Raw genomic sequence first — 24,594 nt, 5'->3', positions numbered from 1 at the left:
GCGGCGGGTCACCGGGCGATGTGCGGCGCGGGGAGTGGTCCGAATAGGGTTTCGTTCGTAGCCTGTCAGGCGGAGATCGATGGGCTGGGGGAGGGCGAATCCTTGGACGGCAGCGAGACCGGCTGGGGTCGGCAGGGCGAGCCGGCACCGCGGTGGCGGGCGCTGCTCGACCGGGCCCGGCTCGGCGGTCGCGGCGCGGAGCACGCCGACGCCGACCGGCACGTCGAGGACCACCACGCGCCGCCGCCCGACCCGCTGCCACGCCGCGCCGCCGGCACCGGCTGGACCGGGCGCGCCGCCGCCGTCGGCCGCGCCCCCGACGGGTCGTACGGCGCCGAGCCCGGTTACCGGGCCGAGGCCACGTTCCGCGTCGACCCCGCCTTCCGCGCCGACCCCCGCCAGGAAGGTGAACCGGCCTACCGGGGCGAGCCGGCGTACCGCACCGACCCGGAGCCGTCCTGGCGCGCCGGGCAGCCCTATCCGGCCGAGCCGTCCTGGCGCGCCGAGCCGTCTGTCGCGCCGGACCCGTCCTTCGCCGCCGAGCCCCGGCCGGAGCCGTCCTGGCGCGCCGAACCGGCGCTGCCGGAGCCGCGCGGCCGGGCCGAGGCGCCGGCCGAGTCGCGCTACTCCCTTCTCGACGGTGGCTACCGGCCCGCGCCACCGCCGGCCGAGTCCCGGTACGCCCTGCTCGACCGGGGCCGCTACCGGCCGGACGTCCCGCCCGCGCCGGAACCGGTGGTGCCCGCGCCGCGCAGCCCGCTGGAGGGCCGCTCCGGCCGCGCCGGGCGGGTCGCGCCGGCCCAGGCGCAGTGGCGTGCCCCCGAGCCGGACGCCGAGCTGGAACGCGCCACCAGCGTGCTGCGCCGCGAGCTGGGCACGCCCCGGGTGCTCGCGTTCGCCAACCCCAAGGGCGGGGTGCACAAGACCACCGCCACCGTGCTCGCCGCGGCGACGGTGGGCAGCGTCCGCGGGCGCGGCGTGCTCGCCTGGGACGACAACGAGCTGCGCGGCACCCTCGGGCTGCGGGCCGGCAGCGCCCGGCACGCCCGCACCATCCGCCACCTGATCCACGACCTGGCGCAGATCGAGATCCTCGAGGGCAACCGGCTGCTGTCCCACCTCGACGACTACCTGCGGCACGCCTCCGACGGCTCGTACGACGTGCTGGCCGGCGAGGAGAGCCCGCGCTTCGCCCAGCGGCTCGACCAGTTCACCGTCAAGCGGGTGCTGGAGCTGCTGCGCCGCACCCACGAGGTGGTCTGCGTGGACACCGGCAACAACGTGGAGAGCCCGAACTGGCGCACCGTGATGCAGGCCGCCGACCAGCTCGTGGTGACCACCGTGCCGCGTGAGGACGCGGCGTTCAGCGCGGACTGGATGCTCGACCTGCTGCACGAGGAGGGCATGGGCGACCTGGCCGACAACGCGGTCACGTTGATCTCCTGCCCGACGCCCGGCCGGACCTCCCTGCAGGACGACCTGGAACGGCACTTCGCCACCCGGACCCGGGCGGTGGCGGTGGTGCCCTACGACCCGGCGCTGGAGACCGGCTCCTCGATCGAGTACCACCAGCTCCAGGCCGAGACCCGCAACGCCTGGCTCAAGGCCGCCGCGGTGATGGTGGAACCGTTCGCGCGCTGAGGCGGCGACCACCGCCCCGCGCCGTGCCCCGGCCTGAGAGGATCAACGGGTGACTCCGGACACCCCTGATCCCGAGCGGACGCGCGAGCGTGCCGACGGCGCCGAGGCGCGGCCCGAGCGCGAGCAGCCGCCTGCCTGGCCCGGCGGACCACCCGGCTGGCCCGGCGGACTGCCGGTGCCCGCCGGCACCCCGGTCACCGCGCCCGGCGCCGACCCGCTGGCCGGGCATCCGGGCGTCGTGACGCAGCTCCCCGGTGCGTCGCCCGCGTCCCGGCGATCCGCCGGCCGGGTGGTGGCGACCACCCTGGGCGTGGCCGCGCTGCTCACCGCGCTCGGCGCGCCGCTCGGGCTGCTCTGGGTGTGGGCGGCGCCGGCCACCCCGGTACGGCAGACGCCGGCCGGCGCGGTCTACGCCACCACGCAGCCGGAGCAGCCGATCGCCGCGGACGGCTGGTTCAGCCTCCTGACCCTCGGCTTCGGCGTGCTCGCCGCGATCACCCTGTGGGTGGTGCTGCGCCGCCGGCGTGGTCCGGCGGGCCTGCTCGCGGTCACCCTCGGCGGTCTCGGCGCGGCGGTGGTGGCCTGGCAGGTCGGCCGCCGGATCGGCCTGTCCACGTTCCAGCGGCTGGTGGAGACCGCGCCGCCGGGTACCGCCTTCACCAAACCCGTCGACCTGCGCGCCGGCGGCGTCGACTGGTTCGGCCCGCTCCCGCTGCCGCACGGCAACCTGCTGCTCGCCGCGTTCGGCGCCGCAGTCACGTACACGCTGCTCGCGGGCTGGTCGCGGTGGCCGTCGCTGCGGCCGGAGCCGGAGTTCGACGGCGGGTGGCCGCCGCCGGCGCCGGGGTTCAGTTCGGCGCCGGGAGACCCGCCAGCTCGCTGAGCGGCACGGGCACCGCCCGGACCTGCCGCAGCAACGCCGTCTCCCGGTTGAGCAGGCGCAGCTCGGCCCGCAGGCGGGCGGCCGTGTCGTCGATGGCGAGCAGCCGCTGCCGGTCGTCCACGGTCAGCGCGGCGGTCGCGGCCACCAGATGCGACAGCACCGTCGGGTCCTCCGGCAACTGCTCGGAGATCTCCTGCTGGTCCGGCCGGATCAGGCCGAGATATTGCCGGAACACCGAGATCACCCGGGCCGCCAGCAGGTCGGCCGTCTCGTCCGGGCCGCCCGGCTCGGGCAACCACTCCACCTCCGCCGTCAGGTAGGGCTCGGCGGAGTGGTCGACCTCGGCGAGGCGGAACCGGCGCCGCCCCACGGTGACGATGTCGAACCCGCCGTCGGCCAGCTCGGTGACCTGCCGCAGCTCGGCGGTGCAGCCCACCTCGTGCAGCGTGACCTCGCCGGCGGTCAGCCCGAAGCGCCCCGGCGGCCCGGCCGGCGCCACCTCCCAGCCGGCCCGGATCGCGACCACGCCGAACTCGCGCGGCGCGCCCTCGGGCAGCGCCACCAGGTGGCGTACCAGCGCCCGGTAGCGCTCCTCGAAGATGTGCAGCGGAAGGACCAGCCCGGGGAAGAGGACGGTCCCGAGCGGGAACACCGGCAGCCGTGCGCTCACGCGATCGAGCGTATCCCCAACGCGCCCGCCCGCGCGTGTCCCGGCTCACCGTCCCGGCGTGCGGGCGGCCCGGGCCGGTCGCCGCGGCGGCGGCCTAGACTCGCAGGCGTGCTGAATCGGATCGACCTGCGCGGCGGGGCACGTGACCCGCGCCGCCTGCTGCCCCGTGCCCAGCTCGACGTCTCCGTGGCGGTCGAGCGGATCCGCCCGCTGGTCGAGGCGGTCCGGGAGCATGGGTACCCGGCGATCCGGGAGGCCAGCGAACGGTTCGACGGTGTGTCACCGGAGCGGCTGCGGGTGCCGGTCGAGACGATCCGCGCCGCCGAGGACGAGCTGGACCCGCAGGTCCGCGCCGCGCTGCTGGAGTCGATCACCAGGGCCCGCAAGGTGCACGCCGACCAGCGCCGCACCGACCACACCACGACCGTGGTGCCCGGCGGCACGGTCACCGAGCGGTGGGTGCCGGTCGACCGGGTCGGTCTCTACGTCCCCGGCGGCCTGGCCATGTACCCGTCGACGGTGGTGATGAACGTGGTGCCGGCCCAGGCGGCCGGGGTGCGCTCGCTGGTGGTGGTGAGCCCGCCGCAGAAGGACAACGACGGCCTGCCGGACCGCCGGGTCCTGGCGGCCTGCGCGCTGCTCGGCGTGGACGAGGTGTACGCCGTCGGCGGCGCCCAGGCCGTCGCCATGCTCGCGTACGGGGCGGGCGCCGACCCGGCCGGGGACGAGCGCTGCGAGCCGGTCGACATGATCACCGGCCCGGGCAACATCTGGGTCACCGCCGCGAAGCGGCTGCTGCGCGGCGTGGTCGGCATCGACGCCGAGGCCGGCCCGACCGAGATCGCGATCCTGGCCGACGACACCGCCGACCCGGCGCACGTCGCCGCCGACCTGATCAGCCAGGCCGAGCACGACCCGCTCGCGGCCAGCGTGCTGGTCACCCCGTCCACCGCGCTGGCCGACGCGGTCGACGCGGAGCTTGCCCGGCAGGCGCCGGCGGCCAAGCACGCCGAGCGGATCGGCACCGCGCTGCGCGGCGAGCAGAGCGGCGTCGTACTGGTCGACGACCTGGAGGCCGGGCTGCGGGTGGTCGACGCGTACGCGGCCGAACACCTGGAGATCCAGACCGAGAACGCCCGCGAGTGGGCGCTGCGGGTCCGCAACGCCGGTGCGGTGTTCGTGGGCGCGTGGTCGCCGGTGTCGCTCGGCGACTACTGCGCGGGCTCCAACCACGTGCTGCCCACCGGCGGCTGCGCCCGGCACTCCTCCGGGCTGTCCGTGCAGTCGTTCCTGCGCGGCGTCCACCTGGTCGAATACACGCAGGAGGCGCTGCGCGACGTGGCCCCGCACGTGGTCACGCTGGCGACCGTGGAGGACCTGCCCGCGCACGGCCAGGCGGTCAGCGTCCGGTTCCCCGAGGGCGGGGCGTCGTGACCACGCTCGACGACCTGCCGATCCGCGACGACCTGCGCGGGCGCACGCCGTACGGCGCGCCGCAGCTCGACGTGCCGGTGCGGCTGAACACCAACGAGAACTCCTACCCGGTGCCCGAGCCGGTGGTCGAGGCGATCGGCAAGGCGCTCGCCGCCGAGCTGCGTGACCTCAACCGCTACCCGGACCGGGACGCGGTGGCGCTGCGCGCCGACCTGGCCGCCTACCTGGGGCACGGGCTCACCGCCGACCACGTGTGGGCGGCGAACGGCTCCAACGAGATCCAGCAGCAGCTGCTGCAGGCGTTCGGCGGTCCCGGGCGCACCGCGCTCGGCTTCACCCCGGCGTACTCGATGCACCCGCTGCTGGCGCTCGGCACCGGCACCCGGTGGGTGCCCGCCCGGCGCGGCGCGGACTTCGGGCTCACCGCCGACGAGGCGGTGGCCCAGGTCCGCGAGCACCGGCCGGACGTGGTGTTCCTCTGCTCGCCGAACAACCCGACCGGCACCGCGCTCGACCCGGCCGTGGTCGCCGCCGTGCTGGACGAGGCGCCCGGCATGGTGGTCGTGGACGAGGCGTACGCCGAGTTCGCCCGGCCCGGCACGGTGAGCGCGCTGGCGGTGCTGCCCGGCCACCCGCGGCTGGTGGTGACCCGCACCATGAGCAAGGCGTTCGGCTTCGCCGGCGGCCGGCTCGGCTACCTGGCCGCCGACCCGGCGGTGGTGGACGCGGTGCAGCTGGTCCGGCTGCCGTACCACCTGTCCGCGCTCACCCAGGCCGCCGCCCGCGCGGCGCTGGCGCACCGGGACGCCCTGCTCGGCACCGTGGCCGCGATCATGGCGCAGCGGGACCGGATCGTCGCCGAGCTGCGCGCCCGGGGCCACCGGGTGGCCGACAGCGACGCGAACTTCGTGCTGTTCGCCGTCGACGGGGACCAGGCGGTGGCCTGGCGTACCCTGCTCGATGCCGGCGTGCTGGTGCGCGACGTCGGCCTGCCCGGCTGGCTGCGCGTCACCGCCGGCACCCCGACCGAGACCGACGCCTTCCTCACCGCGATGGAGAACGTTTCATGAGCCGGATCGCCCGGATCGAGCGGGTCACAAACGAGACCAAGGTGCTCGTCGAGATCGACCTCGACGGCACCGGCCAGGCCGACATCTCCACCGGCGTCGGCTTCTACGACCACATGCTCAACCAGATCGCCCGGCACGGCGGCTTCGACCTGACCGTGCACACCGTCGGCGACCTGGAGATCGACGCGCACCACACGATGGAGGACACCGCGCTGGCGCTGGGCGCCGCGTTCGACCGGGCGCTGGGCGACAAGGCGGGCATCCGGCGGTACGGCTCGGCCACCGTCCCGATGGACGAGGTGCTGGTCCGCGCCGCCGTCGACCTGTCCGGCCGCCCGTACGTGGTGCACGACGAGCCGGCGCTGGCCCCGTACATCGGGCCGGTCTACCCGACCAGCATGACCCGGCACATCTGGGAGTCGTTCGGCCAGTCGGCCCGGATCACGCTGCACGTGGACGTGCTGCGCGCGGCCCGGCCGGGCGGTCACCCGGATGCGCACCACGTGGTCGAGGCGCAGTTCAAGGCCGTCTCCCGCGCGCTGCGCGAGGCCACCGCGCTGGACCCGCGTAACGCCGGTGTGGTGCCGTCCACGAAGGGCGCTCTCTGATGAGCGCGAGGAACGCAGCGCAGCGGAGTCCCGCAGTCGCGAATGAAAGGCGGCTCTAATGAAGGTGCTGCCCACTCTCGTGTTGATCCTGGCCGGGCTGCTGGTCGGCGGGACGTGGTCGCTGCTCAAGCAGGGCGCGCCGCGCGCCGCCGTGGTGGTCACCGGGCTGCTGGCCGTACTGGCCACCGTCGCCGGGGTGCTCTGGCTGCTGCCGGGGGAGAGCTGATGACGCGGCGCGTGGTGGTGCTCGACTACGGCTCGGGCAACCTGCGGTCGGCCGAGCGCGCGGTGGCGCGGGCCGGCGCCGACGTGACCGTCACCGACGACCTGGACGCCGCCGCGTCGGCCGACGGCCTGGTGGTGCCGGGCGTGGGCGCGTTCGCCGCCTGCATGGCCGGGATCGAGGCGCTGGGCGCCGGGCCGGTGATCGCCGAGCGGGTCGCCGCCGGGCGGCCGGTGCTGGGCATCTGCGTCGGCATGCAGATCCTCTTCGGGCACGGCGAGGAGCACGGCGTGGTCACCAAGGGGCTCGGGCTGCTGCCCGGCGGCGTGACCCGGCTGCCCGCGCGGCGGCTGCCGCACATGGGCTGGAACACGGTGCGGCCGTCGGCCGGCTCGACGCTGTTCGCCGGGCTGCCGGAGGGCACCCGGTTCTACTTCGTGCACTCCTACGGCGTGACGGACCCGGCGGCGCTGGCCGAGGCGGGCGCCACGGTGACGACCGCGCACCACGGCACGGACTTCGTGGCCGCGGTGGAGCGGGGCGCGCTGTCGGCCGCGCAGTTCCACCCGGAGAAGTCGGCCGACGCCGGTGCGGCGCTGCTGCGCAACTGGCTCGGCACGCTGTGACCGGCCCGCTGGCGTCGGCGTGAGCAAGGAGCGGGCCCGCCGCCGCGCGGAGCGCGAGGCCGAGCAGGAGCGTGCGCGCGCCGTCCGCGCCCGCCGGGTGGCCCGCCGGGAGCGGCGTCGTTCCCTGGTACGCCGGCTGACGCCGTCGCTGCGGCGCGGCCGTACCGGCCGGCTGCGCCGGCACACCCGCCGGGAGCGGGCGACGATCCTGGTGCTCACCGCGGTGGCGGTGGTCGGCATCTGGAGCCTGGTGGACGACCTGGCGCTGCGGCTGGTGCTGGTCGCGTTGTTGTTGCTGGTCCTGCCCGCGATCGTGGTGATCGCGCTGGACCGTCGTTGAGGATCCGAGGAGAGAAGCGTTGAGCCTCACCCTGTTGCCCGCCGTGGACGTCGCCGACGGCCAGGCCGTCCGGCTCGTGCAGGGCGCCGCCGGTAGCGAGACCGCGTACGGTGACCCGCTGGACGCGGCGCTGGCCTGGCAGTCCGACGGCGCGGAGTGGATCCATCTGGTGGATCTGGACGCCGCGTTCGGGCGGGGCTCCAACGCCGCGCTGCTGGCCGAGGTGGTCGGCAAGCTGGACGTGAAGGTGGAGCTGTCCGGTGGCATCCGCGACGACGAGTCGCTGCGGGCGGCGCTGGCCACCGGGGCGGCACGGGTGAACATCGGCACCGCCGCGCTGGAGGATCCGCAGTGGTGCGACCGGATCTGCGGCGAGTACGGCGACCGGGTGGCGATCGGGCTGGACGTGCGCGGCCGTACCCTGTCGGCGCGCGGCTGGACCCGCGACGGCGGTGACCTGTACGAGGTGCTGGCCCGGCTGGACGCGGCGGGCGCGGCGCGGTACGTGGTCACCGACATCACCAAGGACGGCACCATGCGCGGGCCGAACCTGGACCTGCTGCGCGAGGTGTGTGCCCGCACCGACGCCCCGGTGATCGCCTCCGGCGGCGTGTCCACGCTCGACGACCTGCGGGCGCTGGCCACGCTGGAGCCGGTGGGCGTGGAGGGCGTGATCGCCGGGAAGGCGCTCTACGCGGGCGCGTTCACCGTCGCCGAGGCGCTGGCGACGCTGCGGGCCGGCGCGTGACCGCCGCGCCGCCCGAGCCGCCGGCGGACGCCGGTGTGGTGACCCGGCTCGGCTCGGGCGGCCCGTGGGAGGCGCTGTACGGCTACTCGCGGGTGGTCCGGGCCGGTTCGCTGGCGATCACGGCCGGCTGCACCTCCACTGTGGACGGCCGGGTGGCGCACGCCGGCGACGCGGCGGCGCAGACCGCGCAGGCGATCCGGATCGGCCTGGACGCGCTGGCCGAGGTGGGCGCCGGTCCGGGCGACGTGGTGCGGACCCGGATGTACGTGACGGATCGGATCTTCGCCGACGAGGTGGGCCGGGCGCACAACGCGGTGTTCGGCCCGGTACGCCCGGTGGCGACGATGGTGGTGGTGGCCGGGCTGATCGACCCGGACCTGCTGGTCGAGGTCGAGCTGGAGGCGTACCTCCCCGCCTGAGGCGTTCCGGGGTGCCTCGCGCGCCCCGGACCACACGCCGATCGGTTGTGCACAACCTAATTGTGCGTTACGGTTTCGCGGTGACCGATGATCTGGTGCTGCGCCGGCAGGTGTGCTTCGCCCTCTACGCGGCGTCGCGCGCCATGACCGACGTCTACCGGCCCATCCTCGACGAGCACGGCCTGACCTACCCGCAGTACCTGGTGCTGCTGGTGCTCTGGGAGCGTGACGACGACGCCCCCACGGTCTCCGAGCTCGGCGCCGCGCTCCGGCTCGACTCCGGCACGCTCTCCCCGCTGCTCAAGCGGCTGGAGGCGGCCGGCCTGGTGGTGCGTACCCGCTCGGCTGCCGACGAGCGCCGGGTCGAGGTGGGCCTCACCGGCCAGGGCCGGGCCCTGCGGGAGCGGATGTGTGACGTGCCGCGGCAGGTGGCCACCGCCACCGGGCTCACCGAGGCCGAACTGGTCTTCCTCCACGGCATCCTCACCCGGGTCACCGAGACGATCCACCGACAGAAGGAGCAGTGACATGCAGGTGCTCTACACCGCCTCCGCCCGCGCCACCGGCGACGGCCGCGACGGTCACGTCCGCACCTCCGACGGCACGGTCGAGCTGGACCTCGCCGTACCGAAGGAGATGGGTGGCGCCGGCGGCGCGGCCAACCCGGAGCAGCTCTTCGCGGCCGGCTACGCGGCCTGCTTCCACTCCGCGCTGCGCGTGGTCGCCCGCAAGGCCAAGGCGGACGTCTCCGGCTCGGTGGTCGAGGCCGAGGTGGGCATCGGCCCGAACGGCAGCGGCGGCTTCGGCCTCGCCGTGACGCTCGTGGTGGACCTGCCCGCGGTCGAGCGCGCGGCCGCCGAGCAGCTGGTCGACGCGGCCCACCAGGTCTGCCCCTACTCCAACGCGACCCGGGGCAACGTCGAGGTCACCCGCACGGTCCGCGAGGCCCGATGAGCGGGATGAACCGGGAGATCCATCTGGCGTCCCGGCCGCAGGGCTGGCCGACCGCGGAGAACTTCCGGCTGGTCACCACCGAGGTGCCGACGCCGGGCCCGGGACAGGTGGTGGTCCGCAACCGGTTCATGTCCGTCGACCCGTACATGCGCGGGCGGATGAACGACGTCAAGTCGTACGTGCCGCCGTTCGCGCTCGACGCCCCGCTCGACGGGGGCGCGATCGGTGAGGTGGTGGCCGGCGAGGCCGGCGGCGTCAAGCCCGGCGACACGGTGCTGCACGGGCTGGGCTGGCGCGAGTACGCGCTGGTGGACGCCAAGGGCGCGCGCAAGATCGACCCGGACCTGGCGCCGGTGACCGCCCATCTGGGCGTGCTCGGCATGACCGGGCTGACCGCGTACGCCGGGCTGCTCGACGTGGCCGCCATGAAGCCGGGGGAGACCGTCTTCGTCTCCGGCGCGGCCGGCGCGGTGGGCAGCATGGTCGGCCAGATCGCGAAGCTGCGCGGCGCCGGCCGGGTGATCGGCAGCGCCGGCTCCGCGGCGAAGGTGGAACGGCTCACCGCGCTCGGCTTCGACGCCGCGTTCGACTACCACGACGGCCCGGTGTCCAAGCAGCTCAGGGCGGCCGCGCCGGACGGCGTCGACGTGTACTTCGACAACGTCGGCGGCGACCACCTGGAGGCCGCGATCGGGGCGATGAACGTGCACGGCCGGGCCGCCATCTGCGGCATGATCGCCCAGTACAACGCCACCGAGCCGCCGCCCGCGCCGCGCAACCTGGCGCTGGTGATCGGCAAACGCCTGACGCTGCGCGGCTTCCTTGTCAGTGACCACGGTCACCTGCGGGAGCAGTTCGTGCAGGAGGTGGCGGGCTGGCTGCGCGAGGGCCGGCTGTCGTACGACGAGACGATCGTCGACGGCATCGAGCAGGCCCCGGAGGCGTTCCTCGGCCTGCTGCGCGGCGAGAACCTCGGCAAGATGCTGGTCCGTCTCTGACCGGCGTGAACCCGTACCACCACGGGCGGTGGTGACCGGCCTCACCGGCGGGTCACCACCGCCCGCGCGTTGGCTAGGCTCGGGGCATGACGGTGGCGGTACGGGTCATCCCGTGTCTGGACGTGGACGCCGGGCGCGTGGTCAAGGGGGTCAACTTCCTCGACCTGCGCGACGCGGGCGACCCGGTGGAGCTGGCGGCGGCGTACGACCGGGCCGGCGCGGACGAGCTGACCTTCCTCGACGTCACCGCCTCGTCCAGTGACCGCGGCACCATGCTCGACGTGGTGCGGCGTACCGCCGAGTCGGTCTTCATCCCGCTCACCGTGGGCGGCGGCGTCCGCCAGGTCGCCGACGTCGACACGCTGCTGCGGGCCGGGGCGGACAAGGTGGGCGTGAACACCGCCGCCATCGCCCGCCCGGAGCTGATCGCCGAGATCGCCGACCGGTTCGGCAGTCAGGTGCTGGTGCTCTCGCTGGACGTGCGCCGCGCGCCCGACGGCACGACGCCGAGCGGTTTCGAGGTGACCACGCACGGCGGGCGGCGGGGCACCGGGCTGGACGCGGTCGAGTGGGCGGCGCGCGGCGCCGAGCTGGGCGCGGGGGAGATCCTGCTCAACTCGATGGACGCCGACGGCACCAAGGCCGGGTTCGACCTGCCGCTGATCCAGGCGGTCCGGGAGGTGGTCGACGTGCCGGTGATCGCCAGCGGCGGCGCGGGCGAGGTGGCGCACTTCCCGCCGGCCGTCGGCGCGGGGGCGGACGCGGTGCTCGCGGCGAGCGTCTTCCACTTCGGTGAGCTGACCGTCGGCGAGGTCAAGGACGCGCTGCGCGGCGCCGGGCACCCGGTGCGCTGAGGCGCGCTCACTGCCGGCCGGAGTGCCCCTCGGGGGAGCGGCGCGGCATCGGGATCGAGCGGACCACGTACTCCTGCACGGCGGCGGCGTGGTCGTCCTCGTCGAGCTGCCACTCGGACTCACCGGGCGGGTGCCGGCGGGTCAGCACGCCCTGCACCGTGTCCACAGTGGTGCCGAGCCCGGCGCTGGGGCGGGTGCGCCAGAGCCGCTCACCGTCCGGTGTGACCCGGAACCAGCCGTCGGCGACGCTGACCAGGCCCGCGCCGACGAGCCGCCGGACCGCGCCCTCCACCTCGTGCCGCTCGGGGATGGCCTGGTTTAGGTGGTCGGCGGTGGAGAGGACGTCGGCCAGTCGTACGCCTTCGGGGCGGCGTGTCGACGCGGACCGCCGGTGCCGGCCGGCGCCACTGGCGATGACAAGCGCGACGAAGATCCAGGCGTCGCTCCAACGCCATCCGTTCTCCCCCATGCAGGAATGATGCCCGGCCGCGACGGCGGAGGAAACACCTGGTTTTGCTGTTCTTCGTCACCGCAGCTCAGCGCGTTGCGGATCGCTTCGGGCCGTGGCGGTCGGCCCGGCGCCGGTCACGTAGCGTAAGCGCCGCTCGCCGGCCGTGCGGGCAGCGCGAAGACCGGGATGAAGAACTGGGCGAGCGGGCCGATGGTCAGCGCGTACGCCACGGTGCCGAGGCCGACGGTTCCGCCGAGCAGCCAGCCGAGGGCCAGCACGGTGACCTCGATGCTCGTGCGGACCAGCCGTACCGAGAAGCGGGGATGACGGGCGACGAATCCGGTCATCAGACCGTCGCGGGGCCCGGGGCCGAGCCCGGCGCCGAGGTAGAGCCCGGTGGCGGCGCCGTTGGCGACGATCCCGGCCACGAGCATCGCGGCACGCGCCGGCATGCCCTCACCGGGCGGCAGCACGGCCAGGGTGGCGTCGACGACCAGGCCGATGACCACGACGTTGCTGACCGTGCCGAGGCCGGGCCGCTGCCGCAGCGGGATCCAGAGCAGCAGCACGAGAGCGCCGACGGCGATGGTGACGGTGCCGAAGGAGAGACCGGTCTGCCGGGCGAGCCCCTGGTGGAACACGTCCCACGGGTCCAGCCCCAGCTCCGACCGGATCATCAGCGCCATGCTGAGGCCGTACAGGACGAGCCCGGCGTAGAGCTGGGTGAGTCGTCGCGCCGAACGGTGCCCGAGATTGCCAAGCGGTGCCATGCATGCCACCCTAGGGGCCAATTGCAGGACGTAAGGGGTCCAATTCCGGAGGTGTGGCCATGACCAGCCAGGTGCGCGGCGTCCAATTGGCGCGACTCCTCGGCCAGTGGCATGCGCTGCCGGGCCGCCGCCGCAGCCCCGACTACGCCGCGCTCGCCGGCGCCGTCCGGGGCCTGCTCGCCGACGGCCGGCTGCCCCTGGGGGTACGCCTGCCGGCCGAGCGGGAACTGGCCGAGGCGCTGCGGATCAGCCGGACCACTGTCACCGCCGCGTACCGGGAACTGCGGGAGAGCGGCCACCTGGCCAGCCGCCGGGGCGCCGGGAGCTGGACCATGCTGCCCGGCGGCCACCGGGTCGCCAGCACCGGGCTGTGGACGCCGCTGGACGACCGCGACATGATCGACCTCGGCGTGGCCGCGCTGTCCGCGCCGCCGCAGCTCGTCCCGGCCGCCCGGGCGGCCGCCGAGGACCTGCCCCGCTACCTCGGCGGGGCCGGCTACCACCCGACCGGCATCATCGAGCTGCGGGAGGCGGTGGCCCGCGGGTACACCGAGCGCGGGCTGCCCACCAGCCCGGAGCAGATCATGGTCACCAGCGGCACCCAGCACGCGCTGGACCTGGTGCTGCGGCTGGCCCTGTCGCCCGGCGGCGCGGTGCTCGTCGAGTCACCCACCTACCCCAACGCGCTGGCCGCGCTGGCCGCCCGGCGCGCCCGGATCGCCACGCACGGCCTGTCCGACGAGGGCTGGGACGCCGAGCTGCTGCTCGGCAGCATCCGGCAGACCCGGCCGAAGCTCGCGTACGTGATCCCGGAGTTCCACAACCCGACCGGCCACCTGATGGCGGCCGACCTGCGCGAACGGCTGGTCGGCGCGGCCCACGCGGCCGGCACCGACCTCGTCGTCGACGAGTCCTTCGTCGACCTGCCGCTGGACGGCACCCCGCTGCCGCCGCCGGTCGCGGTCTTCGACAGGCACTCCCGGGTGATCAGCATCGGCGGGATGAGCAAGCCCTACTGGGGCGGCCTGCGGATCGGCTGGGTCCGCGCCTCCGCGCCCCAGGTGCAGCGGCTCGCCGCGGCCCGGGTCGGGGTGGACATGGCCAGCCCGGTGCTCGACCAGCTCGTCGCCGTGCACCTGCTCGCCGAGGCGCCGGCCATCGTGGCCGCCCGCCGGGCCCAGCTCGCCGCGCAGCGCGACGCCCTGGTCGCGGCGCTCGCGGAGCAGCTGCCCGACTGGCGGGTCACGCCGCCGCGCGGCGGCGTGACGCTCTGGGCCGAGCTGGACGGCCCGATCTCCAGCGCGCTGGCCCGGGCCGCCGAGGAGGTCGGCGTACGGCTGGCGCCCGGACCCCGGTTCGGCCTGGACGGGACGCTCGAGCGCTTCCTGCGGTTGCCCTTCACGCTGCCCGCCGAGGAACTGGTGGAAGCGGTGGGCCGGCTCGCCGCGGTGCGCTACGACCTGGACCGCACCAGCCGCCCGCAGTGGCGCGAGCCGAGCGTCATCGCCTGACCGCCCGCCCGATCCGGTGGTGAACCGCCCGAACCACAGCTGCGGGCGGGTCCGCGCCCGCACACTGCCCGGGTGGGAGACGGGGACGCGGTCCGGTGGTCGTGGGCGGTGCGGCGCAGCGCGCCGGGCTCCCGCACCACTCGGCTGGAGCTCTTCTACGACCTGGTCTTCGTCTTCGCGTTCCTGAGCGTCACCACGCTCACCGCCTCGGTGCTCACGCCCGCCAACCTCTACCGGTTCCTGCTGGTGCTGGCGCTGCTCTGGTGGTCGTGGACCGGCTTCGCCCGGATGGGCAACGCGTTCCGCGCCGACCAGGGGATGCTGCCGCTGATCGGCGTCGTCACCGTGGCGGCCACGTTCCTGCTCGTGCTCAGCACGCCCAGCGCGTTCGCCAACAGCGGTGGCTGGCTGCCCGGGCCGCTGGTCTTCGCCGCGTGCTACTTCGTGATCCGGACCGCCCAGCTCACCGTCTTCGCCTGGGCCGACCGCGCCGACCCGGCCCGGCGCCGGGGACTGCGGATGCGCTTCCTGGCCCCGACGGTGGCCACGGCGCTGCTTGTCGTCGCCGGCACACTCCCCGGCCGGCTGCCGCAGGAGCGGTTCGCGGTCGGGCTGCAACTGGCGCTCTGGACGCTGGCGCTGCTTGTCGAGTACGTCGCCGGGACGGTCCTGGGCCAGCAGTGGTGGGTGGTGCTCTCGGCCGGGCACTGGGCGGAACGGCACGCGCTCATCGTGCTCGTCGCACTCGGCGAGTCGATCATCGCGCTGGGGCTCGGCCCGAAGCGCGGGCTGCCGCTCACCGGCCCGGTGGCGATCGCCGCGTTGCTCGGCATCACGGTCGTGGCGGCGCTGTGGTGGGCGTACTTCGACACGCTGGCGTTCGCCATGGAACAGGTCCTGCACCAGGCCCGGGACCGCGCCACACGGCTGCGGCTGGCCCGCACCGCGTACACGTTCCTGCACCTGCCGATAGTCGCCGGGATCATCCTCTACGCGCTCGGCCTCAAGGACCTGCTGGCCGAGGCCGCCGATCCGCACACGCCCGCCTGGGGGCTGCCGCTCGGCGACTTCTGGGGCGCGATCCTGTTCGGCGGGGTCGCGTTGCACCTGCTCGGCGTCGCCGGGTGCTGGTGGGTGGCGCTGCGCGAGATCCACTGGCGGCTGCTGACCACCGTGGGGGCGCTGACCGCGGTCGCCCCATTCGTGTTCCGTGTGCCGGAGCTGGTCGCGCTGATCGTGCTGGCGGTGGTCACCGGCGCGGGAGTGGCTTGGGAGACCCGGGGCGAGAACGGTCACCGGCGCCGGGTACGCCAGCTCGCGCTGGAGGAGCAGATCGCCGCCGAGGCCGAGCAGAGCCGCTGGCGGCAGCAGCACCTCTGACCGGCGCCGACGCGAACGGCCGTGCCCCGGGACGGTGGGGCACGGCCGGCGCTACCGGCTGGCGGTGCGGGTCACAGCTCGGCGAGCGTGCCCTCGTACATCTTGTCGATCTCGGAGGAGAAGTTCGTCTCCACGCTCCGGCGCTTGATCTTCAGCGACGGCGTGACCTCGCCGTCCTCGATGGTGAGGTCACGGGGGAGGATCGTCACCTTCTTGATCGTCTCCCAGCGGTTGAGCTTGGCGTTCAGCTCGGCGACGTACCCCTCGACCATCTCCCGCGCCTGCGGCGAGGTGACGATCGTGGTGTAGTCGCTGCCCTCCAGCGGGGTGCCGGCGGCCCAGCCCTTGATCGCGTCCGGGTCCAGCGTGACGAGCATGGTGCAGTAGTTGCGCGCCTGCCCGATCACCACCGCCTGCGAGGTGTACGGGCAGACCGCCTTGAACATGCCCTCGATGTGCGACGGCGCGACGTACTTGCCGCCGGACGTCTTGACCAGGTCCTTCTTGCGGTCGGTGATGCGCAGGTAGCCGTCGTCGTCGAGCGTGCCGATGTCGCCGCTGCGGAAGAAGCCGTCCTCGGTGAACGCGGCGGCGGTCTCCTCGGGGAGGTTGTGGTAACCCCGCATGACCGGCTTGCCCCGCATCAGGATCTCGCCGTCGGTGTCGATCCGGCACTCCAGATCACCCATGGCCCGGCCCACGCTGCCGATCTTCAGCCCGTCGGGCGGGTTCACGAACGCGCCGGCGCTGGTCTCGGTCAGGCCGTAGCCCTCGGAGATGGGCAGGTTGGCGGCGGCGAAGAAGGTGGCGATCTCCTTGCTCAGCGGCGCCGCGCCGGAGACCAGCACCCGCATCCGGCCGCCGAGCCGGGCCTGCAGCTTGCTGAACACCAGCTTCTCGGCCAGCGCGTACTTCATCCGCAGCCCGGCCGGCACCGGCTTGCCGGCCTGCTCCAGCGCGACCTTCTCCTTGCCGACCTCGACGCCCCAGGCGAAGATCTTGGCCTTCGCGCCGCCCGCGCCCTGCGCGGTGGTGACCGCCTTGTTGTAGACCTTCTCGAAGACCCGGGGCGCGCCGCACATCAGCGTCGGCCGGATCACGCCGAGCAGGTCGACCAGCTTGTCCACCCGGCCGTCGACGTACGTGGGCAGGCCGACGTGGGTGGCGCCGCAGAGCAGCGTCTTGCCGAACGAGTGCGACAGCGGCAGCCACAGGTACTGCAGGTCGTCGGTGCGCAGCAGGCCCAGCTCGGCCTGCGCCACGCCCTCCCAGCACCAGCCGCCGTGCAGCAGCTCCACGCCCTTCGGGCGGCCGGTGGTGCCCGAGGTGTAGATGAGCGTCGCCAGGTGGTCCGGGCCGATGCCGGCCACGAGCATGTCGATCAGGTCGGGCTCGGCGCTCAGCGCGGCGGCGCCGCGCTCCTCCAGCTCGGCCAGGGTGAGCTGCGGGACGGCGGCGGCCGGGTCCGGCGCGCCGTCGAAGAGCACCACGTGGGTCAGCGCGGGCAGGTCCGCTCCGGCGATCTTCGCCGCCTGGGCCGGGTTCTCCGCGAACAGCACCTTCGAGCCGGAGTCGGCGATGATGTAGACCGCGTCGTCGGGCTCGGTGGTCGGGTAGACGGTGGTGGTGGCCCCACCGGCGCACATGATGCCGAAGTCGGCAAGCACCCACTCCAGCCGGGTGTTGGCCAGGATCGCCACCGGGTTCTCCAGGCCGACACCGAGCCCGTGCAACCCGGCGGCGATCGCCTTCGCGCGCTGCCCGACCTGCTCCCACGTCAGCCAGACCGGGCCCGAGTCGTCGGGTGCGGGGTGAGCGAACGCCTGGCGGTCGGGGGAGTCCGCCACGCGCTTGAGGAACATGTCGGGTACGGAACGGTACGGTACATCGAGAGCCATCGCTGTAGCCGCCTTCAGGGGTGGAGGGACGTGACGGGGGTCACGCCGGTCTGCGGTTACCGAAGGGTATTGCCTGTACCCGGCCAGCGGCTAGCCCTGATCGGCCGAGTCGCCACCGGTCCCGACTTCTGGAATCGGATCAGGCGTATCGGCTGGCGGCGCGGGACCAGTCGTAGGTGGCCCGGATCCAGTCCCGGCGGGTGTCCAGGAACGCCCGCATCCCCTCGTCGGCCCCGGCGCTCAACGCCGCGTCCCGCTCCGCGTACGAGGCGAGGGCCGCGTTGAAGCGGTTCGCCGCCGCGTTCAGCGCCGCCGACTCGTCCTGCCCGGTCTCGCCCGCGATCGTGGTCACCAGGTTGTGCGCGTCCGGGGTGACGCCCCGCTCCTTGCCGTAGGAGAACACGTCGTTGCACCAGCAGACCAGGTCGGTGGCGAGGGCGTCCAGCGCGGTGAGCGCCGGGGTCGCCCGCTGGTCGGCCCGGGGCAGGGACGGGCGGGCCAGGTCGGTCACCGTGAAGCTGGGGCGTACGCCGCCGGTGTGGCGGCGCATCTGCACGTACTCGGCGACCCCCGGCACGCGCCGGCGCTCCCGGTTCGCCGCCTCCCACAGCAGCGCCAGCAGGTACTCCCGCAACTGGCTCACCAGCCGCATCAGGTGCGCCGGCCGGCCCCGGCCGCGCGCCCGCCGGCACAGATCGTGCAGCGCCAGGCCCATCGGGCCGGCGTCGGTGGGCGCGGGCGCGTCCGGGTCACCGTGCCGGTCGAGCACTTCCAGCAGCGCCGCCAGGGTGGGCGCGAGCACTGTCGGCGCGGCGCCCAGCCCGTCGTCGTCGCAGGCGTCGTCCACCACGAACAGCCAGTTGATCAGGTCGGTGAGCAGCCGCAGACCGGCCGGGGACGCCTCGGGGCAGGCCCGTCCGGCCAGCTCCGAGGCATGGGCGCCGGCCAGCCGCAGCAGGCCGGCCTGGGTCTTGACCAGGCCGAAACCGCGCACCCAGGCGACGCTCTGCGCGGCCACCTCGTCCGCGGCCGGGTGACACCGGGAGGGAAAGGGCGGCTCGTGCAGCGCCGAGAGCGCGAAGTCCCGCATCGTCGTCCCCTGTCCGCCGCCCCGCAGGGTCGGGCCGGTGCGCAGGAGCGTACGGCAGCCGGCGAACGTTATCGAACGCCGGGTGTCCACATTCTACGATCGCCTGGGTGGACGGGCGGAAACGTCTGTCACAGGCCCAGTTCGGCGGTACGCAGACGCTCGGCGCGCTCGGCCGGACCGTCCACCTGGACCCGGGCCACCCGCTGCCGCCCGGTGAGGAACAGCACGAGTTCCCCCGGCGCGCCGACCAGCCGCAGCCGCTCGCCGCCGCCACCGGCCCGCAGCTCGCCGTGCCCCGGCGCCTGCACCAGCACCTCGGCCGGGAAGCGCCGCAGCGCCATCCGGGCCAGCAGGGCGACCCGCTTCCAGAGCACCGCCTGCTGCCCGGCCGGCAGGTCACGCGGCTGCCAGCCCGGCCGGGCCCGGCGGACGTCCTCGTGGTGGATGAAGAACTCCATCCCGTTCGCGATCTCGTCGGTGAGCGGGTTGCTCACCGGGCTCCACACCGGGGGACGGCGGACCCGGGCGATCAGGTCGGCGTACGGCCCGGCGGCGATCCGCCTGCGGACCGACTCGCCGTAGCCGCGCAGCGGCGGCAGCAGGATCCCGCCCGCCGCGTCCGGCCGGCGCTCCCGCACCAGCAGGTGCGCCGCCAGGTCGCGGGTGGTCCACCCCTCGTTCACAGTCGGCGCGTCCGGTCCCAGCTCCAGCATCAGGTCGGCGAGCGCCTCGCGCTCCGTTCGGGCGTACCGCGGCATGGCCCGATCGTAGGCCCGTCGCGGCCGATCGGCGCGCCACGCCCGGCGCTACGGCGGGCCGCGAGCATCGAGGGCCGGTGTCCGCCCAGGTCCGGTGCGAACGTGACGGCGGACATATCCCGGCCGGGTCGGCGGAGCTGGCGGCGAGCGGTAAGGATGGGGGAGAAAATTGCGGCTTACGGCGGGGGCGAACGTGGCGAGCGGGACAAGTCGGGACGTGCTCGGCAGAGGGCTACGGGTGCTCGGCCGGGCCATCCGGGAACAGCCGCGGATCTTCGCGGTGGCGGTCAGCGGCAGCGTGCTGTTCGGCCTCCTGGTGATCGCCAGCGCGTACGTGGTCGGCGGGGTGGTCGGCAAGGTCGTCGTGCCCGCGGTCGAGCGCGGCGAGGTGGCCCGCGGGACCCTGGCGCTGGCCGCGGCGGCGCTGCTCGGCATCAGCGTGCTGCGGGTCGTCGGCATCTTCGGCCGGCGGCTCGGCGCCGGTTACATGCAGTACCGGCTCCAGGCCGCCTACCGCCGCCGGGTCACCCGCCGCTACCTGGAACTGCCGCTGGCCTGGCACCACCGCAACTCCACCGGCACGCTGCTGTCGAACGCCAACTCCGACGTGGAGGCGGCCTGGTACCCGATCGCGCCGCTGCCGTTCGCGGTCGGCACGCTGGTGATGCTGGTCGGCGCGGTGGCGTCACTGTTCGTCACCGACTGGGCGCTGGCCCTGGTCGGCCTCGCCGTGTTCCCCGCGCTGTTCGCGCTCAACGTGGTCTACTCCCGCCGGATGGCGCCCCGGCAGGCCCGGGCGCAGCGGCTGCGCGCCGAGGTCAGCGGCATCGCGCACGAGAGCTTCGACGGCGCGTTGGTGGTCAAGACGATGGGCCGCGAGGCCCAGGAGACCGCCCGTTTCGCCGCCCGCGCCGGCGAGCTGCGGGACGCGCTGATCTCGGTCGGCCGGCTGCGCGGCGTCTTCGACCCGATGCTGGAGACGCTGCCCAGCCTCGGCACGCTCGCCGTGCTGGTGGTCGGCGCGATCCGGCTGCGGCAGGGCGCGATCACCGTGTCCGAGCTGGTCAGCGTCGCGTTCCTGTTCACCGTGCTGGCCTTCCCGGTGCGCGCCATCGGCTGGGTGCTGGCCGAGCTGCCGCGCAGCGTCGCCGGGTGGGACCGGGTGCGCCGGGTGCTCGACGCGACAGGCGAGATGCCGTACGGCACGAGGACGCTCGACCCGGCCACCCGTACGCCGGCCACGCTCGCGTTCCACGACGTGCACTTCGCGTACGAGCCGGCCGAGGCGCACCTGCCCGGCGCCCAGGTGCTCGGCGAGGTGACGTTCACCGTGCCAGCCGGGAAGACCGTCGCCCTGGTCGGGCCCACCGGTTCGGGCAAGTCCACGATCGCGTCGTTGGCCGTGCGCCTGGTCGACCCGGGCGCCGGGCGGGTCACGCTGGACGGCGTGGACGTGCGGGAACTGACCGCCGCCTCGCTCGCCGGCAACGTGGCGCTGGTGGCGCAGGTGCCGTTCGTCTTCGACGACACGGTCCGGGCCAACATCGCGCTGGACCGGGCCGGCATCGGCGACGACGAGGTGTGGGCGGCGCTGCGGCTGGCCGAGGCGGACGGCTTCGTGGCCGCGCTGCCGGACGGGCTGGACACCATGGTCGGCGAGCGAGGCACCTCGCTGTCCGGCGGGCAGCGGCAGCGGCTGACGCTGGCCCGGGCGCTGGCCGGACGCCCCCGGCTGCTGGTGCTCGACGACGCCACGAGCGCTGTCGACCCGCGCGTCGAGGCGGCCATCCTGGCCGGGCTGCGCGCGCCCGCCGACGGCGGCGCCCCGGCGTCGATCCTGGTGGTGGCGTACCGCCGGGCCACCATCGCGCTCGCCGACGAGGTGATCTACGTGGAGCAGGGCCGGGTGGTCGCCCGCGGCGCCCACACCGAGCTGCTGGCCACCGTGCCCGGCTACGCCGACCTGGTCACCGCGTACGAGCAGGCCGAGCAGGAACGCGAGCAGAAGCAGACGTACGACGAGGTCACGCCGCTGGCCTCCGGCCTGGAGGTGGAGCGGTGAGCGCGACGACGGCGGAGGCGGACCGGAGCACCGAGACCACCGAGTCGACCTGGCAGACGTTGCGGCGCGGGCTGGCGCTCTCCCCGGAGCTGCGCACCGGTCTCGCCGGCACGCTCGCGCTGGCGCTGGTCTACATGGTCGGCCGGGTCGCCGTGCCGGTGGCGGTGCAGCGCGGCATCGACCACGGCATCGTCGGCGGGCTCGACCTGAACGTCATCTCGCTCACCGTGGCGATCACCGCCGGGGTGCTGGTGGTCACCACCGCCTGCGGCTACCTGATGATGCGCCGGCTGTTCACGGTGAGCGAGACGGCCCTGGCCGGGGTGCGCACCCGGGCGTTCCGGCACGTGCACGACCTGTCCATGCTGCACCAGCAGTCCGAGCGGCGCGGCTCGCTGGTCTCCCGGGTGACCAGCGACGTCGACCAGATCACCCAGTTCCTGCAGTGGGGCGGCGTGATCCTGATCGTCAACCTGGGCCAGCTGCTGGTGACCACAGCGGTGATGCTCGCGTACTCCTGGCAGTTGACGCTCGTGGTGCTCGTCGCGTTCGCGCCGGCGGTGCTGGTGATCCGGCAGTTGCAGCGCCGCCTCGCCGGGGCCTACGGCCTGGTGCGGCAGCGCACCGGCACGCTGCTCGGCGCGATCGGCGAGAGCGTGGTGGGCGCGCCGGTGATCCGGGCGTACGGCATCGCCGGGCGGACCGCGCGGCGGCTCGACACGGCCATCGACGGTCAGCGGGTGGCCCAGCAGCGGGCGATCCGGATCAGCATCATGGGCAGCTCGGTGGGGGAGCTGGCGGCCGGGCTGGCGCTGGCCGGCGTGGTCGTGGTCGGGGTGAGCCTGGGCGTCGACCGCACGCTGTCGGTCGGCCAGCTCACCGCGTTCCTGTTCCTGGTCACGCTCTTCATCCAGCCGGTGCAGATCGCCACCGAGGTGCTCAACGAGGCGCAGAACGCGATCGCCGGCTGGCGCCGGGTGCTGGACGTGCTGGACGTCTCCCCGGACGTGGCCGACCCGGGCGAGCAGGGGCGGGAGCTGCCGCCCGGGCCGCTGGACGCCCGGTTCGCCGGCGTGACGTTCGCCTATCCGGGCGGCCCGCCGGTGCTGCACGACGTGACGCTGGACATCCCGGCCAAGAGCCGGGTGGCGGTGGTGGGCGAGACCGGCAGCGGCAAGACCACGTTCGCCAAGCTGCTCACCCGGCTGATGGACCCGACCGAGGGCGCGGTGCTGCTCTCCGGCGTCGACCTGCGGCAGGTGCGTTTCGACTCGCTGCGTTCCCGGGTGGTGATGGTGCCGCAGGACGGCTTCCTGTTCGACGCCACGGTCGGGGAGAACGTCCGCTTCGCCCGCCCCGACCTGACCGACGAGCGGCTCACCGCCGCCTTCGGCGAGCTGGGCCTGGCCGACTGGCTGGACGGGCTGCCGTCCGGGCTGGACACGCCGGTCGGTGAGCGCGGGGAGGCGCTCAGCGTCGGCGAGCGGCAGCTCGTGGCGCTGGCCCGGGCGTACGTCGCGGACCCGGACCTGCTGGTGCTGGACGAGGCGACGAGCGCCGTCGACCCGGCCACCGAGGTACGCCTGCAACGCACGCTCGACGCGGTGACCCGGGGGCGGACCACGCTCGCCATCGCGCACCGGCTGTCCACCGCGCAGGCGGCGGACGAGGTGATCGTGGTGGACCGGGGCCGGATCGTGCAGCGTGGCCCGCACGACGAGCTGGTCCGCGACACCGACTCCGTGTACGCGCTGCTGTACGCGTCCTGGTTGGAGCAGACCCGGTAACCGGTCAGCGGGAGTAGAACTCCACCACCAGTTGCTCGTCGCAGACCACCGGCACCTCGTGCCGGGCCGGTTCGCGTACCAGCGTGGCGCGCAGCTGCGCCGGCTGCGCCGACAGGTACGGCCGGGGCTGCGCGTCGGCGTGCGCCCCGGCGGCGGCGAGCTGGAACGGTGGCAGCGTGCGGCTGCGCTCGCGTACGCCGACCACCTGGCCGGGCCGCAGCCGGTACGACGGCCGGTCGACCTTGCGCCCGTCCACTGTGATGTGGCCGTGCCCGACGAGCTGGCGGGCCTGGTAGATGCTGCGGGCCAGCCCGGCCCGCAGGACCACCGCGTCGAGGCGTCGTTCCAGCAGCGCGACGAGCGTGTCGCCGGTCTTGCCGGCGGCCCGGGCGGCCTCGTCGAACAGCCGGCGCAACTGGGCCTCGCTGACGTTGTACTGGTGGCGCAGCCGCTGCTTCTCCAGCAGCCGCACCTGGTAGTCGGAGGTGGTGCGGCGGGACCGGCCGTGCACGCCCGGGGGATAGGGGCGCCGCTCGAAGTACCGCACGCACTTGCGGGTCAGCGGGATGCCGAGGGCCCGGGAGAGCCGGGCTTTGGGCCGGGGGTGGTTCACGGGGGCGTCTCCGATCGTCTAGCCTGCTTCTTAGGTAAGCCTAACCTATCTTGAGGAGGTCGGGATCATGCGGCCCAGCCCGGCGGAGATCGTGCGAACCCTTGTCGCGGGCCGGTTGCCCGCCCTCGTCCACCTGGCCCGGCACCCCGGCCCGCACCAGGTCCGGCACGCCGTCGACCCGGACGGGCGGGTGCTGCTGCTCGTACCCGTGGTCAGTGACCTCGCCGCGGCGCTCGTGCCGCCGGCGGGCGACGCCGACGTGGCCGCCGTGCTCGACGTGCTCGACCTGCCGCCGGCGGCCGGGGCGCCCTCGCTCGGCCGGGCCTGGGTGTCCGGCTGGGCGACGCGGCTGAACGGGGACGAGGCGCGCGACGCGGCTGTCGACTTCGCCGCCACCGACCCGGTCGCCGATCTGCTCGACGTGGGCAGCCGGTTCCACCTGCACCGCTTCGAGGTGGCCGAGGCCCGCTGGGAACGCGCCGGGCGGGTGCGCCGGATCGACCCGGAGGCGTTCGCGGAGGCCGAGCCGGACCCGCTGCACCCGGTCGAGGCCGCCCTGCTCGCGGACCTGGCCGACCACCACGCCGAGCAGGTCGGCGACTACCTTCGGCGGCGGCTGGACCTGCCCGGCGACCAGATCCCGCGGGTGGTCCGGATCGACAGGTACGGCCTGCTGGTCGCGCACGGGCGGCCCGGCGCGACCCGGCGGGCCCGGCTCGCCTTCCCCCGGCCGGTCGCCGACGTGGCGGAGTTGTCCCGCCTGCTGCACCCGATGCTCTGCCCCCGGGCGGCCGCGGCCTGAGCCG

26 protein-coding genes are annotated in these 24,594 nt (G+C 74.6%); 19 read left to right on the top strand and 7 right to left on the bottom strand.

Annotated elements, in window-relative coordinates; translation table 11 throughout:
- Positions 1-102 precede the first annotated feature (102 nt).
- Together PVK74_RS12400 and PVK74_RS12395 are read left to right on the top strand one after the other, a co-directional pair.
- On the top strand, positions 103-1,641 hold the full coding sequence (locus PVK74_RS12400) for an ATPase (RefSeq protein WP_274479095.1): 1,539 nt from the start codon (positions 103-105) through the stop codon (positions 1,639-1,641).
- A gap of 49 nt (positions 1,642-1,690) precedes the next feature.
- Positions 1,691-2,524, top strand: coding sequence for a DUF2567 domain-containing protein (locus PVK74_RS12395; protein ID WP_069089032.1), 834 nt, complete (start codon positions 1,691-1,693; stop codon positions 2,522-2,524).
- Here PVK74_RS12395 and PVK74_RS12390 read toward each other — a convergent pair.
- Complete coding sequence (locus PVK74_RS12390) at positions 2,490-3,194, bottom strand: LON peptidase substrate-binding domain-containing protein (protein ID WP_043329490.1); 705 nt, start codon at positions 3,192-3,194, stop codon at positions 2,490-2,492. The genes PVK74_RS12395 and PVK74_RS12390 overlap by 35 nt on opposite strands.
- A gap of 108 nt (positions 3,195-3,302) precedes the next feature.
- On the opposite strand from PVK74_RS12390, the gene hisD reads away from it, so the two are divergent.
- The 12 genes from hisD to hisF all read left to right on the top strand — a co-directional run bounded on the left by hisD (position 3,303) and on the right by hisF (position 11,468).
- Positions 3,303-4,628, top strand: a complete 1,326-nt coding sequence (gene hisD / locus PVK74_RS12385; protein ID WP_043329491.1) for a histidinol dehydrogenase — start codon at positions 3,303-3,305, stop codon at positions 4,626-4,628.
- Entirely contained in the window at positions 4,625-5,698 is a 1,074-nt protein-coding gene (locus PVK74_RS12380; RefSeq protein ID WP_113972524.1) for a histidinol-phosphate transaminase, read from the top strand. Before hisD ends, PVK74_RS12380 begins: the two co-directional genes overlap by 4 nt.
- Positions 5,695-6,306 (top strand): imidazoleglycerol-phosphate dehydratase HisB, encoded by a 612-nt coding sequence (gene hisB, locus PVK74_RS12375; RefSeq protein ID WP_043329493.1) that lies wholly within the window; start codon positions 5,695-5,697, stop codon positions 6,304-6,306. Before PVK74_RS12380 ends, hisB begins: the two co-directional genes overlap by 4 nt.
- 58 nt (positions 6,307-6,364) lie before the next feature.
- Positions 6,365-6,532: a hypothetical protein gene (locus PVK74_RS12370; RefSeq protein ID WP_176722837.1), complete on the top strand. Its 168-nt coding sequence runs from the start codon at positions 6,365-6,367 to the stop codon at positions 6,530-6,532.
- A complete protein-coding gene (hisH, locus tag PVK74_RS12365; RefSeq protein ID WP_104112778.1) occupies positions 6,532-7,155 on the top strand; it encodes an imidazole glycerol phosphate synthase subunit HisH in 624 nt (207 codons plus the stop codon). The genes PVK74_RS12370 and hisH overlap by 1 nt, the downstream gene beginning before the upstream one ends.
- Positions 7,156-7,174: 19 nt before the next feature.
- Positions 7,175-7,495 carry a hypothetical protein gene (locus tag PVK74_RS12360; RefSeq protein ID WP_043329495.1) on the top strand — a complete coding sequence of 107 codons (321 nt, stop codon included), beginning with the start codon at positions 7,175-7,177 and terminating at the stop codon, positions 7,493-7,495.
- 19 nt (positions 7,496-7,514) lie between these two features.
- Entirely contained in the window at positions 7,515-8,243 is a 729-nt protein-coding gene (gene priA, locus PVK74_RS12355; RefSeq protein WP_043329497.1) for a bifunctional 1-(5-phosphoribosyl)-5-((5-phosphoribosylamino)methylideneamino)imidazole-4-carboxamide isomerase/phosphoribosylanthranilate isomerase PriA, read from the top strand.
- Complete coding sequence (locus PVK74_RS12350) at positions 8,240-8,662, top strand: RidA family protein (protein ID WP_043329499.1); 423 nt, start codon at positions 8,240-8,242, stop codon at positions 8,660-8,662. The genes priA and PVK74_RS12350 overlap by 4 nt, the downstream gene beginning before the upstream one ends.
- Positions 8,663-8,742: 80 nt before the next feature.
- The gene (locus tag PVK74_RS12345; RefSeq protein WP_043331106.1) at positions 8,743-9,189 is read left to right on the top strand and encodes a MarR family winged helix-turn-helix transcriptional regulator; all 447 of its coding nucleotides are present in this window, start codon (positions 8,743-8,745) and stop codon (positions 9,187-9,189) included.
- 1 nt (position 9,190) lies between these two features.
- Entirely contained in the window at positions 9,191-9,616 is a 426-nt protein-coding gene (locus tag PVK74_RS12340) for an organic hydroperoxide resistance protein (protein WP_064445243.1), read from the top strand.
- Positions 9,613-10,614, top strand: a complete 1,002-nt coding sequence (locus PVK74_RS12335; RefSeq protein WP_420800524.1) for an NADP-dependent oxidoreductase — start codon at positions 9,613-9,615, stop codon at positions 10,612-10,614. Before PVK74_RS12340 ends, PVK74_RS12335 begins: the two co-directional genes overlap by 4 nt.
- An 86-nt stretch (positions 10,615-10,700) precedes the next feature.
- Positions 10,701-11,468 carry an imidazole glycerol phosphate synthase subunit HisF gene (gene hisF, locus PVK74_RS12330; RefSeq protein WP_043329502.1) on the top strand — a complete coding sequence of 256 codons (768 nt, stop codon included), beginning with the start codon at positions 10,701-10,703 and terminating at the stop codon, positions 11,466-11,468.
- Positions 11,469-11,475: 7 nt separating this feature from the next.
- Here hisF and PVK74_RS12325 read toward each other — a convergent pair whose 3' ends face one another.
- Both PVK74_RS12325 and yczE read right to left on the bottom strand, forming a co-directional pair.
- The gene (locus PVK74_RS12325) at positions 11,476-11,937 is read right to left on the bottom strand and encodes a hypothetical protein (protein WP_043329504.1); all 462 of its coding nucleotides are present in this window, start codon (positions 11,935-11,937) and stop codon (positions 11,476-11,478) included.
- Between the two features lie 116 nt (positions 11,938-12,053).
- Positions 12,054-12,689: a membrane protein YczE gene (gene yczE, locus PVK74_RS12320; protein ID WP_043329506.1), complete on the bottom strand. Its 636-nt coding sequence runs from the start codon at positions 12,687-12,689 to the stop codon at positions 12,054-12,056.
- Between the two features lie 59 nt (positions 12,690-12,748).
- Here yczE and yczR point away from each other — a divergent pair, with 59 nt between their 5' ends.
- Complete coding sequence (gene yczR / locus PVK74_RS12315) at positions 12,749-14,200, top strand: MocR-like transcription factor YczR (protein WP_064445245.1); 1,452 nt, start codon at positions 12,749-12,751, stop codon at positions 14,198-14,200.
- A 72-nt stretch (positions 14,201-14,272) separates the two neighbouring features.
- Positions 14,273-15,580, top strand: coding sequence for a low temperature requirement protein A (locus tag PVK74_RS12310; RefSeq protein ID WP_181373758.1), 1,308 nt, complete (start codon positions 14,273-14,275; stop codon positions 15,578-15,580).
- A 71-nt stretch (positions 15,581-15,651) separates the two neighbouring features.
- Here PVK74_RS12310 and PVK74_RS12305 read toward each other — a convergent pair whose 3' ends face one another.
- From PVK74_RS12305 to PVK74_RS12295, 3 genes are all read right to left on the bottom strand, one after another.
- Positions 15,652-17,478, bottom strand: coding sequence for an AMP-dependent synthetase/ligase (locus tag PVK74_RS12305; protein WP_043329509.1), 1,827 nt, complete (start codon positions 17,476-17,478; stop codon positions 15,652-15,654).
- Between the two features lie 139 nt (positions 17,479-17,617).
- A complete protein-coding gene (locus PVK74_RS12300; RefSeq protein WP_043331108.1) occupies positions 17,618-18,568 on the bottom strand; it encodes a terpene synthase family protein in 951 nt (316 codons plus the stop codon).
- A 128-nt stretch (positions 18,569-18,696) separates the two neighbouring features.
- Positions 18,697-19,326 (bottom strand): TIGR03085 family metal-binding protein, encoded by a 630-nt coding sequence (locus PVK74_RS12295; protein WP_030500278.1) that lies wholly within the window; start codon positions 19,324-19,326, stop codon positions 18,697-18,699.
- Positions 19,327-19,519: 193 nt separating this feature from the next.
- Here PVK74_RS12295 and PVK74_RS12290 point away from each other — a divergent pair, with 193 nt between their 5' ends.
- Both PVK74_RS12290 and PVK74_RS12285 read left to right on the top strand, forming a co-directional pair.
- On the top strand, positions 19,520-21,388 hold the full coding sequence (locus PVK74_RS12290) for an ABC transporter ATP-binding protein (RefSeq protein WP_181373759.1): 1,869 nt from the start codon (positions 19,520-19,522) through the stop codon (positions 21,386-21,388).
- A complete protein-coding gene (locus PVK74_RS12285) occupies positions 21,385-23,175 on the top strand; it encodes an ABC transporter ATP-binding protein (RefSeq protein WP_043329513.1) in 1,791 nt (596 codons plus the stop codon). The genes PVK74_RS12290 and PVK74_RS12285 overlap by 4 nt, the downstream gene beginning before the upstream one ends.
- 4 nt (positions 23,176-23,179) lie before the next feature.
- Here PVK74_RS12285 and rpsD read toward each other — a convergent pair whose 3' ends face one another.
- Positions 23,180-23,788: a 30S ribosomal protein S4 gene (gene rpsD / locus PVK74_RS12280; protein ID WP_064445248.1), complete on the bottom strand. Its 609-nt coding sequence runs from the start codon at positions 23,786-23,788 to the stop codon at positions 23,180-23,182.
- 67 nt (positions 23,789-23,855) lie between these two features.
- Between rpsD and PVK74_RS12275 the strand changes: the two genes are divergently transcribed.
- Positions 23,856-24,590, top strand: coding sequence for a DUF2470 domain-containing protein (locus PVK74_RS12275; protein WP_043329514.1), 735 nt, complete (start codon positions 23,856-23,858; stop codon positions 24,588-24,590).
- The last annotated feature ends 4 nt before the right edge of the window (positions 24,591-24,594 follow it).

The organism is Micromonospora chalcea (assembly GCF_028768405.1).
GTDB lineage: Bacteria > Actinomycetota > Actinomycetes > Mycobacteriales > Micromonosporaceae > Micromonospora > Micromonospora chalcea.
This window is presented reverse-complemented; position numbering and strand designations above follow the sequence as displayed.